This is a genomic window from Gordonia sp. QH-12 (assembly GCF_001578675.1).
GTDB classification, from domain to species: domain Bacteria; phylum Actinomycetota; class Actinomycetes; order Mycobacteriales; family Mycobacteriaceae; genus Gordonia; species Gordonia sihwensis.
Genome location: NZ_KQ969286.1, coordinates 1 through 13775, shown reverse-complemented (window position 1 = coordinate 13775; position 13775 = coordinate 1). Strand labels below are relative to the sequence as shown.

The window sequence follows — 13775 nt, the reverse complement described above, 5'->3', positions numbered from 1 at the left end:
GGATAAACCCTTCTCTCCCGATCGAGACTAGTGTCTGCTGAACTCATGCCGGCTCGTACGCACTCTCGGCGTGCTCGGCGCTGTCGATGCCGGTGAACTCCGCCTCCCGGTCCACACGCCAGCCGAGCGGCTTGAGCACCATCGCGATCGCGAAGGTCAGGATTCCGGTGAACACGAGCGCGAACAGGGCGATCGCCGCCTGCACCACCAGCTGTTTGTAGTCATGGCCGTAGAACAGACCCGAGTCCTTGGCGAGGAGACCGATCGCGATCGTGCCCCACAGACCGGCGACGAGGTGCACGCCCACCACGTCCAGCGAGTCGTCGAAGCCGAGCCGGTACTTCAGCCCGATCGCGACGGCCGCGAGCGCACCGGCGACCACACCGAGGAACAACGAGCCGACCGGGGTGAGGGCGCCGCAGGCGGGCGTGACTGCCACCAGTCCGGCGACGACGCCGGAGGCCGCACCGACGCTCGTCGGGTGGCGGTCTCGGATCCATTCCACGGCCAGCCACCCGATCATCGCGGCGGCCGTCGCCGCGGCGGTGTTGATCCACACGAGGCCGGCGGTGGCGTCGGCGGCGAGCTCGGAGCCGGCGTTGAAGCCGAACCAGCCGAACCACAGCAGGGCCGCGCCGAGCATCACGAAGGGAATGTTGTGCGGACGGTACGAGGTGCGGCCGAACCCGCGGCGTTTGCCGACCACCAGCGCCAGCACCAGGCCGGCCATGCCGGCGTTGATGTGGACGACGGTGCCTCCGGCGAAGTCGATGGGCGCGACCTTCGCCACTCCGTCGGCGACGCCGAACAGCCAGGAGGCGATCGAGTCCTTCGCGTTCGACATCAGTCCGCCGCCCCACACCATGTGGGCGAGCGGGAAGTAGACGATGGTCGCGAACAGCACGGTGAACGCCACCCAGGTGGCGAACTTGACGCGTTCGGCGATCGCACCGCTGATGAGCGCGACTGTGATCACGGCGAAGGTCAGTTGGAACGCCATGAAGACGGTCGCCGGAATCTGGGTGCTCCCCCACACCACGAACTGCGTCGCATCGCCGACCGACCTGGTCTGCATCAGTTGGTCCGACCCGAACAGTGAGAACGGATTGGCGAACAGTCCCCCGATGTCGCCGGTGCCGGTCAAGGAGTTCCCGAAGGACATCGAGAATCCCCACAGCACGTAGATCACCGTGACCGTGCCGAGCGCCGCGAACGACATCATCATCATGTTCAGCACGGACTTGGCACGCGAGAGCCCTCCGTAGAAGAACGCCAGCGCGGGTGTCATCAACAGCACGAGCGATGCGCTCACGATCACCCAAGCGGTATTACCCGCATCAACGGTTCCGAACACGTTGTCCGGCAATGCAGTCTGCACTCCTCGCACCTCCTCGCGAGACGTCGCCGATCGACGTCTCGCGATAAGAGTGCAACGCTGGTGTTGCGTGCCGCGTCGCGCAGAAGTTTCGGGGCCGTCAAGGAATCCGCGGAAATGTTTCGCGGGTGTTGCGCGGCGGCCGGGTCACACTTGTCCGCGCAGTACGTGCTTGAGGATCTTTCCGCTGGGATTGCGCGGCAGTGTCTCGACCGTCACCACCTCGCGCGGCAGTTTGTAGCGAGCGAGCTTGTCGGCGAGGAACTCGCGCACCTCGTCGAGCGTCAGTTCGGTCCCGTCGACGGTGACGCACATCGCGACGACCGTCTCGCCCCATTCGGGGTGCGGACGGCCGATCACCGCGACGTCCGCCAGGCGGGGATGCGCGCGCAGCACCTCCTCCACCTCCTGCGAGTGGACGTTCTCGCCCCCGACGATGATCACGTCCTTCAGTCTGTCGACGATGTAGAGGTAGCCGTCCCGGTCCATCCGTGCGACGTCGCCGGTGCGGAACCAGTCGCCGACGAAGCAGTCGGCTGTGGCGGTCTCGTTGTTCAGGTAGCCGATCATCCGGGTGTCGCCGCGCAGCCAGATCTCGCCCGTGTCGCCGGGACCGACGTCGCGTCCGTCGGCGTCGACCAAGCGCAGGTCGACGCCGACCATCGGACCTCGGCCGATCGAGCCGGCCTTCGCCAGTTGCTCGTGGGGATACAGGGCCGTGCCCGCCGGCCCCATCTCGCTCATGCCGTACACCTGGAAGAAGCGGTCGCTGCGGTAGGCCGCCACCAGCCTGCGGGCCGTGGCCTCGCCGAGCGACGCGCCGCCGTACAGCCACTTCGACACGGTCGACAGGTCGTGGTCGGCGAAGTCGAGCGCGCCGGCGTCGGCCAGTTGCACCGGCAGGAGGTATGCGATCGGCGAGCCGAAGAAGGCGGTGATCCGGTAGCGCTCGACGGCGGGCAGCAGTTCGGCCGGATGGAACTCACGCATCAGAACAGTCGTCGCACCGAGGGCGATCATCGTCAGCAGCCAGTCGTTGAGCGGCGCGGCGTGCCAGATGGGCATCGCGAGCAGGAACCGCTCGTCCTGCGTGAACCCCAGGGTGGCCGCGAGCGCCGGCGCCAGGCCGGACAGGGTGCGATGCGTGTGCAGGCAGCCTTTGGGCGAACTGGTGGTCCCCGACGTGTAGAGCACCTGCGCCACCGCGTCGAGGCCCGAGTCGACGGCGCCCGGGACAGGAGCGGCGGCGCGGACCGACTCGTCGAAGTCGGGCAGGCCGTCGTGAGCGCTCTCGGTGGTGAACCACCGGAACCCCGGCGCGCCGGCCGCCGCGGTCTCGGCGAGGGATCCGGAGACGACGCCGACGACCGCGCCGCTGTGCTCGAGCGCGTAGGCCACCTCCGGCGCGGCGAACTTGTGGTTGACCGGAACCAGCGCGGCACCCGCGAACCAGGCGCCGAACGCCGCCACGACGAACCCCGGCGTGTTGTACGTCATGACCGCCACCCGGTCGCCCGGCCCGACACCGGCGCCGATGAGCACCGACGCCGCACGTCGCGCCCGGTCGAGGAGCTCGCTGTACGTGATCTCCTCCTCGCCGTGGACGACGGCGGCTTTGGTCGGATTCAGGCGCGCGCTGCGCTCCAGAGTGGCGGTCAGATGCATCGAGACGCTCTTTCGAAAGACGACGGCCTCGGGAGGCCGGGGAGGGAGGGTGCGGTGGTGTGGACCGTGGGCCGGTCGCGCCGGATTCAGGCGCGGGCGACGATTCCCGCGAGGTCGAGTGCCGAGTCGAGGACGCCGTACATGTGGCCCGGATCGGCGATCCGTCCGGCGACGAATGCGTCGGTCACCGACTCGGGCGCCTGCCGGATGAGGATCGAGCCCTGCAGCGCGATCGCCATCGATTCGGTGAGCCGGCGGGCCACTGCGGGAGCGCCCGCGGGGTCGGCGGACGCCTGCGCGACGAGTTTGCGGGTCTTCTCGACGTGGAGGTCGTACTCGCGATACACCCCGAGTGCGCGCTCGAACTCGTTGTCGACCGCCTCCACGGACATCGGGTCACGCATCATCGCACGCAGGACGTCGAGTGCGATGACATTGCCCGACCCCTCCCAGACCGCCATGACCGGCTGTTCCCGGTACCGGCGCGAGAGCGGGAAACCGTTCTCGCAGTAGCCGTTGCCGCCGAGACATTCGAGCGCCTCGTAGGCGTGGTTGGAGCCGCGTTTGCAGACCCAGTACTTGCCGACGGCGGTCGCGAGCCTGCGGAAGGCCGCGGACTCGTCGGCGTCGTCGTCATAGGCGGCGGCCAGTCGCATCGCGGTCCAGATCGCGGCCTCGGCCTCCACCTGCAGGTCGGCGACGACGGCGGTCATCGCCGGCTGGTCGACGAGCCTCGCGCCGAAGGCCGAGCGGTGGCGCACATGCCACGCCGCCTCGGCCACCGACTGGCGCATGCCCGCGGCGCTGCCGAGCACGCAGTCGAGCCGGGTCTGGTTGACCATCTCGATGATGGTCCGTACGCCCGCGCCCTCGTCGCCGAGGCGCCAGCCGACGGTGCCGTCGAACTCCACCTCGCTCGAGGCGTTCGACTTGTTGCCGAGCTTGTTCTTGAGCCGCTGGACGTTGAAGACGTTGCGGGTGCCGTCGGGCAGCACGCGCGGCACCACGAAGCAGGTGACGCCCGGAGCGGTCTGGGCGAGCACCAGGAAGGCGTCCGACTGCGGTGCCGAGCAGAACCACTTGTGGCCGGTGATCGAGTACATGCCGTCCGACAGCTCCACCGCGCGGGTGGTGTTGGCGCGGACGTCGGAGCCGCCCTGCTTCTCGGTCATCGCCATGCCGAAGATCGCCGAGGTCTTCTGTCCGGAACCGAGGTCGTGCCGGTACTCGCGCGAGAAGACACGCGGAAGCCACTGCTCGGCGAGCTTCTCGTCCACTCGCAGCGACGGGACGACGGCATGCGTCATGCTCACCGGGCAGGCGTGGCCCGGCTCGATCTGCCCGAACTGCATGAACATCGCGGCCCGCGCCACGTGGGCACCCGCGCGCGGCTCCGACCAGCAGCTGGTGTGGGCGCCGTGGGCGATCGCGTCGCCGATGATGCGGTGATAGGCCGGGTGGAACTCGATGTCGTCGATCCGGTTGCCCCAGCGATCGTGGGTGTGCAGTTCGGGGGTGATCGTGTTGGCGAGTTCGGCGTCGCGCTGGAAATCGGCCCGGCCCACCAGGGCGCCTGCCTCGGTGAGCGCATCGGCGGCCCATCCGGCGCCGTAGACGTTCACCGCCTCCACCAGCGCGGTGTGACTGGTGAACTCGTTGACGTCGACGCGGGCGGGCGCCTGATTGAAGACCTCGTGTGTGGCGGGCATGGCGGCGGGCTCCTTCGGTTGATCGATCGGGGTCTGTCGGTTCGGTTCAGACCGGCGCGGTGGCACCCAGCGCCAGAAAGCAGAATCGGCGGATGGTCGCCACCAGCTCGGCCGGGTCGGAGTGCGGAAGCGGTGCCGTGTCCGGGTCGAGCGCTCCGACGAGCGCTTCGGAGATCGCTCCCATCACGGCCGACGCCACGACCGGCGCGTCCTGGTCGACGAACACTCCGGCGGCGACGCCGTCGGCGATGATCCGCTCGCCGAGCTCGCGGTACGACTGCCGGAGATGCAGACGTTCGGCCTCCACCGTCGGTATCACCGGCTCGAAGAGCAGCGACCACGCCAGGCGGCGGCCGCGAAGAGCGCGGTCGGCGAAGACGTCGATGAGCGTGCCCAGCTCCCGGCCGGGATCGCCGCCGACCGCCTCGACCGCGCGACGCACCTGGTCGAACTCGTAGCCGGCGGCGTCCCGGAAGACCTCGGCCAGGAGCGCCTCACGGTTGTCGAAGTACGAGTACACCGATCCGACGCTGACTCCGCTCCCCTCGGCGATCGCCGCGACGGTAGCGCCGGAGAAACCGGAGTCGGCCACGATCCGGCGCGCCGTCGCGAGGATCGAGGCACGTTTGGCCTCCGCACTCCGTCGGGTGGCCGCGGTCGGTCGGTACGCCATCGTCACCTCTCAGCCCGGGCTCAAACTTTGAATCGCGATTCAACTGTTAGAAGAATTGAATCATGATTCAACCGAAGTCACAAGGGGGTCGGAGAACAAGATCGTCCCTGCGACGGACCGGCGAGGGCAATGTGTCCTCGACCGTCCGTCACAGGGACGATCCTGGCGACTCAGTTCGGTACAGACGCCGGTTCGGTACAGACGCCGGTTCGGTACAGACGTCGGTTCGAAAAAGCAGCGCGCTACAGCAGCGCGTCGACGAATGCCTCCGGCTCGAACGGAGCGAGGTCGTCGGCGCCTTCGCCGAGCCCGACCAGCTTCACGGGGACGCCGAGCTCCTCCTGGATGCGGAACACGATGCCGCCCTTGGCGGTGCCGTCGAGTTTGGTGAGCACCACGCCGGTCAGCGAGACCACTTCGGCGAACACCTTGGCCTGCATCAGACCGTTCTGGCCGACCGTGGCGTCCAGGACCAGCAGCACCTCGTCCACCACGGCCTTCTTCTCGACCACTCGCTTGACCTTGCCGAGCTCGTCCATCAGGCCCGCCTTGGTGTGCAGACGGCCCGCGGTGTCGATCAGCACCACGTCCACGCCTTCGGTGATTCCGGTGCTGACGGCGTCGAAGGCGACCGAGGCCGGGTCGGCACCCTCCTTGCCGCGGACGATTCCTGCGCCGACGCGCTCACCCCAGGTCTGCAGTTGGTCGGCCGCGGCGGCACGGAAGGTGTCGGCGGCGCCCAGCAGCACGCGGCGGCCGTCGGCCACCAGCACGCGCGCGAGCTTGCCGGTGGTGGTGGTCTTGCCGACGCCGTTGACCCCGGCCACCAGCACGACCGCCGGTCGGTCCGCATGGGGAAGGGCCCGAACGGAGCGATCGAGTTCGGGATGCAACTGCTCCACGAGGACCCGCTTGAGGGCGGCGCGCGCGTCCTCGGCCGAGCGGACCTTGCCCGTCGCCAGTTCCTCACGGAGCCGTTCGGTGACCGTCGACGTGGCGGCGGTGCCGAGATCGGCCATCACCAGCGTGTCCTCGATCTCCTCCCAGCTGTCCTCGTCCAGATCGCCCGCGCCGAGCAGCCCGAGCACGCTCGCGCCGATCGCACCCTGCGACCGCGACAGGCGCCCGCGCAGGCGGGAAAGCCGTCCCGCGGTCGGCGCGATCTCGTCGAGCGCTGGAGCGGTGTCGACGGGTGCCGGTTCGGCGACAGGTGCGGGTTCGGCCACGGGCTCGGGTTCTGCGACCGGCTCGGGCTCGACGACCTGCTCGGGCTCGACGACCGGTTCCGGTTCGGCCGCCGGCGGTTGTACGACGGTGGTTTCGTCGGTCTCCGGCTCGACCTGAGCGGCAGGCTCGGGCTCGGCGACGGGCTCCGGTGTGGGCGGCGTCGGCGGCTCCGGACGGTCGAGGGTCGCCGATCCCGCCCCGCCCTGGCTGAAGGAGAATCCGGAACCGGCCTTGTAGCCCCCGGAACGATCGACTTGCCGTTGCGATCCGTCGGTGACCTGATCGGTCCCGGCGGCGGGCTCGTCCCGGAGCGAGATCCGGCGGCGGCGATTCAACGCGTAGCCGGCGCCGGCGACCAGGGCGAGGATGACGACGATCGCGATGACGATGCCGACGATGAGTTGGGTGTCCACTGGAGAAGTTGTCCCTTCAGCTCGTGGGAGCGGAGTCGGTTGGTGAAGTCGAAGGATCGGGTGCGGCGGCGGCCGGGGTCACGTCCACCCCGCGCAGTCGTTGGGAGATCACCTGGGTGATCCCGTCGCCCCGCATGCTCACGCCGTAGAGCGCGTCCGCGATCTCCATGGTCGGTTTCTGGTGGGTGATGACGATCAGCTGGGACTTCTCCCGCAGCTGTTCGAACAGGGAGATGAGCCTGCGCAGATTCGCGTCGTCGAGGGCGGCCTCCACCTCGTCCATCACGTAGAAGGGCGAGGGCCGCGCCCGGAAGATCGCGACGAGCATGGCGACGGCGGTCAACGACTTCTCGCCGCCGGAGAGCAACGACAGTCGCTTCACCTTCTTGCCCGGCGGCCGCGCCTCCACGTCCACCCCGGTGGTGAGCATGTCGTCCGGATCGGTCAGGACCAGCCGGCCCTCGCCCCCGGGGAACAGCGTCGCGAAGACCTGGACGAACTCTCGCTCCACGTCGGCGTACGCATCGGTGAAGACTTGGAGGATCCGGGCGTCGACGTCGTCGATGACGTCCATCAGGTCTTTGCGCGCAGCCTTCACGTCCTCCAGCTGCGCCGACAGGAAGTTGTAGCGTTCCTCGAGGGCGGCGAACTCCTCCAGGGCGAGCGGGTTCACGCGGCCGAGTGTCTTGAGGTCCTTCTCCGCCTTGCGCGCACGCATCTCCTGGGTGGCGCGGTCGAACGGCATCGGCGCGGGGGCCACCACTTGTTCGCCGCGAGCCTTGGCGTCCTCGTACTCGCGCACCTCCAGATCCGACGGCGGCATCGGGACATCCGGTCCGTACTCGGCCACCAGGTCGTCCGGCGCGATCGCGAACTGTTCGAGCACCTGCTCCTCGAGCTGTTCGATGCGCAAGGCGGCCTGCGCTCTGGCGAGTTCGTCGCGGTGGACGGCGTCGCGCAGTTTGTTCATCACCGTGCTGAGCTGGTCCACCTGCGCCCGCAGGGCGTCCACCTCGGCCGTGCGCTGGGAACGGATGGCTTCGAGTTCGTCGCGAGCCTGCGCCGCGTCGGTCACGGCCGCGGCCACCGCGTCCGCGAGTCGTTCTCCGGTGTCGGCCACCGCACTCGCCACGCCGGCCGCGTACTTGCGGAGAGCGTCCTGGCGCCGCTGGCGCTCCCGATTGGCCCGCTCGTTGGCCGCCGCGCGACGCAGACTCTCGGCCTTGCCGCGCACCGACGCCAGGCGTTCCTCGGCGGTCCGCAGTGTCAGACGCGTCTCGACCTCGGCGGACCGAGCGGACGCGACTTCCGCCGCGGCGGCATCGCGCATCGCTCTGTCGCCGTCGGCGACCGGCTCTTCGGCTGCACCGTCGACGGCGCGGGCCAGGCGCTCCTCCACCTCGGTGAGCTTCTCGAGATTCTCCGCGCGGCCCTGTTCGACGAAGTTGCGTTGCCGCACGAGCCGGTCGGCCTCATCCCGTGCAGCACGGATGTCCGAACCGAGACGCCCGAGCGACTCGTAGGCCGCCCCGAGGTTCGCGTCGGACTCGTGGAGGGCAGCGAGCGCCCCCTCGGCGTCCTCACGCGCCCGTTCCTGTTCGGCGATGGCCGCGGCCAGCTCCGATTCCAGACGCAGTGCCGTCTCCTCGGCGGCCGCGAGGTCGTGTGTCGCGGTATCGATCGCGGACTGCACCTCGATGGTCGACGGCCGTCGTGCGGATCCGCCCTCCACGCTGGCCGAGGAGATGCGGTCGCCGTCGCGCGTGACGCCGACCACTCCGAGCTCACGGGCCAGGTCCAGCCCGGTCTCGGGATCGTCGACGACGATCGTCTCGGCGAGCAGCACGTCGAGCGCGCCCGCCACCTCGTCGGGTGCGGTGACCAGGTCACGGGCCCACACCGCACCGTCGGGCAGCGACGGCCGACGGTCGGGGTCGACGCCGGGCAGTCCCCCGACGATGAGGGCCGCTCGCCCGCCGTCGCCGCTGCGCAGTTCGCGCAGGGCCCGCACCGCGGCGAGCGCGTCGACCGTCGTGATCGCATCGGCGGCCGGCCCCAGCGCTCCCGCCATGGCGGCTTCGTAGCCCGGCTTCACCGTCAGCAGCTCCGACAGCGGCACGAGGACGCCCTCGGTTCCGCGTTCGATCAGCCAGGCCCCGCCGTCACCGCGTTCCAGACCGACCGAGAGCGCTTCGATCCGCGCGCTGAGCGACGCGATCGATCTGGCGGTCTCGCGCTCACTCTGGCGGAGCCGTTCGACGGTCGCGGAGGCCTCGGCCAGCGCCGCCGCACATCGTTCGTGGTGCTCGTCGAGGCCGCGTTCGGCGTCCTCGAGGATCCTGACCCGCGCCACCTCCTGATCGAGGGCCGCCTGCGCGGTGTCGGCCCGCTCGGCGGCCGCCTCGATCGACGCCGTCAGCCGGGCGGTCTCGGCGTCCACCGACTCCACCTTGGTTCGCAGGTTCGCGGCCTCGCCCTCCAACCGCGCCAGACCCTCGCGGCGGTCGGCGACGGCCTGCACCGCGGCCAGGTGCGCGCGCTCGGCCTCGTTGGCCACCTGCTCGGCGGCCTGCAGCGCGGCGGTCGCGTACTCCAGCCGCTCGGCGGCCTCCTCGACCGCCTCGGTGTGCTCGGCCTCGGTCATCGCAGCGCGTTCGGCCTGCCGTTCCAGTTCCTCGGGATCGGGACCGGAGTTGGCGACGCTCGGCGAGGCCAGGTTCGCCGCGCGTTCACCGGCGAGCCGCAACGTGCCGCCGACCCGCTCCGACAGTGCGCCGAGTTGGTAGAAGACGCGTCCGGCCTCACTCGCCGCGGGCGCCACCTGCGCCAGATGCTCCTGTGCTGCCGACAGCGCCTCCGTGGCGGCGTCCAGCGCGGCCGCCACCTCGTCCTGCTGTCGCCGGACGTCGGCCTCCACGGCGCTGTGCTGCGCCATCTCCTCGCGTCGCTTCACGAGGTCGTCGGCGGCCAGCCGCAAGCGGGCGTCGCGCAGATCGGCCTGGACGGTCGCCGCGCGCCGCGCCACCTCGGCCTGCCGGCCGAGCGGCTTGAGCTGGCGGCGGAGTTCCGTCGTCAGATCGGTGAGACGGTCCAGGTTGGCGGCCATCGCGTCGAGTTTGCGGACCGCCTTCTCCTTGCGGCGACGGTGCTTGAGGACCCCGGCGGCCTCCTCGATGAACGCGCGCCGTTCCTCCGGCCGGGCCTCCAGGATCGCCGCCAGCCGGCCCTGCCCCAGGATGACGTGCATCTCGCGGCCGATGCCCGAATCGGACAGCAGTTCCTGAACGTCCATCAGGCGGCACGAATTGCCGTTGATCTCGTACTCGCCCGCGCCGTCGCGGAACATGCGCCGCGTCACCGACACCTCGGAGTACTCGATCGGCAGCGCGCCGTCCGAGTTGTCGATGGTCAGGGTCACTTCGGCGCGGCCCAGCGGGGCGCGACCGGAGGTCCCGGCGAAAATGACGTCGGCCATCTTTCCGCCGCGCAGGGCCTTGGCCCCCTGCTCCCCCATCACCCAGGTCAGGGCGTCGACGACATTCGACTTGCCCGACCCGTTGGGCCCCACCACACACGTGATGCCGGGCTCGAACCGCAGCGTCGTCGACGACGCGAACGATTTGAACCCTTTCAGGGTGAGGCTCTTCAAGTGCACGACCTGACAGCCTACCCGGATCAGCGCTCGACGAAGCCCGTCAAACCACCGCGTGCCGCCTCGAAGGACTCCACCACCAGATCGACTCGGCCGGGGGTGTCGGACGAGCGCAGCGCGGCCAGCAGTGCCGTCAGCGATTCATGCGGACCTTCGGCGACCACGAGCACCCGACCGTCGGGCTGGTTCGAGGCGTATCCCACCAGACCGAGTTCCAGCGCTCGCGACCGGGTCCACCAGCGGAATCCGACGCCTTGGACTCGCCCGTGCACCCACGCGGTGAGGCGCTGCATCACTCGGTCTCCATGGTGAGCGAGACCTGAGTTCCCGCCTTCAGGGTGCGGCCGACCGTGCAGACCTTGTCGATGGCGCGCTCGACGACCACGAGCAGGCGCTCGGCGGCCTCCGGGTCGAGTTCGGAGAGGTCCACTTCCAGGACCTCGTCCAGCTGCGGGTACCGCTCGTTCTCCCGGTCGGCGTCGCCCGAGACCCGCACGGTGGCGTCGTAGTCGTCGCCCAGTCGGCGCGAGAGCGGCCGGTCCGACGACATCCCCGTGCACGCGGCGAGTGCGATCTTCATGAGTTCACCCGGGGTGAAGACGCCCTCGACGTCCTCCGAGCCGATGAGGACCTGCGCCCCGCGCGAGCTCTGCCCGGTGTACCTCCGGGTTCCGGTCCGCTGGACCCACAGTTCAGTCATGTCGTCGTGCCTTTCATCTGCCGTTCGTGGAGGTGTTCACGTCTCGGTGTTCACGCCTCCCCCGGTCGAACGCCGCCGGCCTCGCAGACCTTCCCGGCCGTCGGCGTTCCAAGACTGTTCAACCTACCGGGTGGCCGGCTCGCCCTGCGGATCGGCTTGAGGACGTCGACGAGAGCGCGTCGCCGAGAACGGTGCGCTGAATCCGCCTCGTTCCGTTCGAGTGATTTGTCAGACCCTGCCGATATCATCGAATGTAAGTTCGAGGCACTCGAAGGGGAGGCGTGAACATGCAGGTGAGGGAGCATTCCGGCTCGTCGGTGGTGGTCGACGACGGGTCGATCGTGATCCGGATCGGATGTCCGGCAGGTTCGACCGACGGGTCCGGTTCGGATGCGGCTGCGGTGTCGCGGGCTGATCGTGCCGCGTTGTTGACCTTCGCAGCGCGGGCTGACTGCTATCAGGGGTTGGTGATGTGGCATCGCTATCAGGCGGTGTACTCGCTGTATCGGGCGAAGCAAGCGGAATTAGAGGCCGACGCGTCGGTCGATGCGTACACGCGGTTGTTTGATCCGCAGTGCCAGATGGCGGCCTCGTATGCGACAGCGGCCGGGGTCCGGCAGTACGCGGGTGAGTTGTTCGTCGATCGGGCGATCGCGTGTTTCGAGCGGATTCCGTCGATCGGCCGACTGATGCGCTACGGGGTTCTCACTCCGGGGTGGTTCGTTCGAGCCGTGGAGCAGACCGCGTTGGTCGACGACGGCGACCTGCTCGCCTTCATTGATGCGGAGATCGCACATCGTCTGGCCGGAATGGGTGGACTGTCGGCGAACCGGGTGGAGTCGACCGTCGCCGCGATCGTGGCCGAGCACGACCCGGACGCCGCGACCCTGACTCGTGAGCAGGTCGCGTCGAGCAAGAAGGTGTCGGTGACGCCGGTCGCCGACGGCGTGTCGGAGATGGTGATCGTCGGCTCCACCGAGGACGCGGCGATCTCCCTCGGGGCGATCAACGCGCTCGCCGACGGCGTGTGCCCGTTCGACCCGCGAACCAAGCAGGCCCGCCGGTCCGACGCCGCTACCGCACTGCTGCAGCAGAGCCAGTTCACCTGCCTGTGCGAGCGGGACGACTGCGTCTCGGAGTTGGCGCCCGCGCAGATCGACGCGCGGCGCGCCCAGGTGATGGTTCACGTCGTGGTGCGCAAGGAGGCGCTCGACGGCGTGTCGCAGCTACCGGCGTACGAGGATGGCGTCGGTCCGATCTCCGCCCGCCACGCCCGGGAGTTGGTGCGTCGTCCCGACGCGGTGATTCGCGAGTTGGATCTGGACACGGTGATCGCCGACTGCATGCGACACGCCGGTCGGTACCGCCCCTCGGCGGCGGTCGACACAGCCGTCCGCGCCCTGTTCGGCACCTGCACCGTCGCCGGCTGCGACCGCCCGGCGTGGAAGTCCGACCTCGATCACGTCGTCGAATTCGACCACCGCGATCCGGGCAACGGCGGGCCGACGTGCGTGTGCAATCTGAATCCGAAGTGCCGTTTCCATCATGGCGTGAAAACCCACGCCGAAGGGTGGGTCGATGATCAGATCGTCGACGCCAACGGCGTCATCTGGACCGAAGTCACCACGCCGGACGGGATGACCGTCCGCCGACAGGCGATGAACCTGTGGCTGCTGCCCGAGCTCGGGCACATTCAGTGCCGGCACGGCGTGTCGTTCGGCATGTCGGACTCGCCCGCGACGCGCCCGGAGAACCGACACGCCGAGAATGAACCGGAACGGCGACTGACCCGCACTCAGGCCAAGCACCGCTACCGCACCCAGAGGCGCGCCGCCAACCGCCGACAGCGGGAAATCGCGACGGTCACCGACGGCGAGCCGCCGTTCTGAGTCCAGCGGCATCGGCGGAGCCGGTCGATCGCCACAGACTCAACCAGCCGTGACCGGCCGCGGGAGCCGTGTCCAGATGCAGACGCAGCACCTCGGTCAGCAACAGTTGCATGAGGTCAGTGACGATTGAATCGTCCCGGGTTTGATGGAGACAGGTTTGACCGGAAGGGACACTTGTTTCGTGCCTCGCCCACCGAAGTACTCACCCGAGTTGCGGGATCGTGCCACACGGATGGCCATCGATGCCCGTAGCGATCCTGCGACCGCGCCGGGTGCGTTGGCGCGGATCGCCAAGCAACTCGATATCCACCCCGAGACCCTGCGGACCTGGGTCCGCCGCGTCGAAGACGGCCAAGCCGAAGCGCCTGGGGTCGAGACAGTTTCAGATATCGAGCGGATCCGCTTGTTGGAGAAGGAAGTTCGAGAGCTGCGTCGGGCGAACGAGAGGGCGGATTCAAGCGGTCAGTGCAAC

Annotated in this window: 10 protein-coding genes; 2 read left to right on the top strand and 8 right to left on the bottom strand. The window is 69.2% G+C overall.

Features of this window, described 5'->3' with window-relative positions; all coding sequences use genetic code 11:
- Positions 1-43: 43 nt before the first annotated feature.
- From Y710_RS05815 to Y710_RS05780, 8 genes are all read right to left on the bottom strand, one after another.
- The gene (locus tag Y710_RS05815) at positions 44-1378 is read right to left on the bottom strand and encodes an ammonium transporter (RefSeq protein WP_006896675.1); all 1335 of its coding nucleotides are present in this window, start codon (positions 1376-1378) and stop codon (positions 44-46) included.
- 144 nt (positions 1379-1522) lie between these two features.
- Positions 1523-3040 (bottom strand): class I adenylate-forming enzyme family protein, encoded by a 1518-nt coding sequence (locus Y710_RS05810; protein WP_062366782.1) that lies wholly within the window; start codon positions 3038-3040, stop codon positions 1523-1525.
- A gap of 86 nt (positions 3041-3126) precedes the next feature.
- The gene (locus Y710_RS05805; RefSeq protein WP_062366882.1) at positions 3127-4749 is read right to left on the bottom strand and encodes an acyl-CoA dehydrogenase family protein; all 1623 of its coding nucleotides are present in this window, start codon (positions 4747-4749) and stop codon (positions 3127-3129) included.
- A gap of 46 nt (positions 4750-4795) precedes the next feature.
- Entirely contained in the window at positions 4796-5422 is a 627-nt protein-coding gene (locus Y710_RS05800; RefSeq protein ID WP_045539699.1) for a TetR/AcrR family transcriptional regulator, read from the bottom strand.
- A 242-nt stretch (positions 5423-5664) separates the two neighbouring features.
- Positions 5665-7062 (bottom strand): signal recognition particle-docking protein FtsY, encoded by a 1398-nt coding sequence (gene ftsY / locus Y710_RS05795; protein ID WP_045539695.1) that lies wholly within the window; start codon positions 7060-7062, stop codon positions 5665-5667.
- Between the two features lie 16 nt (positions 7063-7078).
- A complete protein-coding gene (gene smc, locus Y710_RS05790; protein ID WP_062366772.1) occupies positions 7079-10717 on the bottom strand; it encodes a chromosome segregation protein SMC in 3639 nt (1212 codons plus the stop codon).
- 20 nt (positions 10718-10737) lie between these two features.
- Complete coding sequence (locus Y710_RS05785) at positions 10738-11007, bottom strand: acylphosphatase (RefSeq protein ID WP_006896669.1); 270 nt, start codon at positions 11005-11007, stop codon at positions 10738-10740.
- Entirely contained in the window at positions 11007-11414 is a 408-nt protein-coding gene (locus tag Y710_RS05780; protein ID WP_045540633.1) for an OsmC family protein, read from the bottom strand. The genes Y710_RS05785 and Y710_RS05780 overlap by 1 nt, the downstream gene beginning before the upstream one ends.
- A gap of 281 nt (positions 11415-11695) precedes the next feature.
- Between Y710_RS05780 and Y710_RS05775 the strand changes: the two genes are divergently transcribed.
- Positions 11696-13303: a DUF222 domain-containing protein gene (locus tag Y710_RS05775; protein WP_045540631.1), complete on the top strand. Its 1608-nt coding sequence runs from the start codon at positions 11696-11698 to the stop codon at positions 13301-13303.
- A gap of 145 nt (positions 13304-13448) precedes the next feature.
- Positions 13449-13775: transposase (locus Y710_RS05770; protein ID WP_062366880.1), on the top strand; the 327-nt coding region annotated here is incomplete at its 3' end.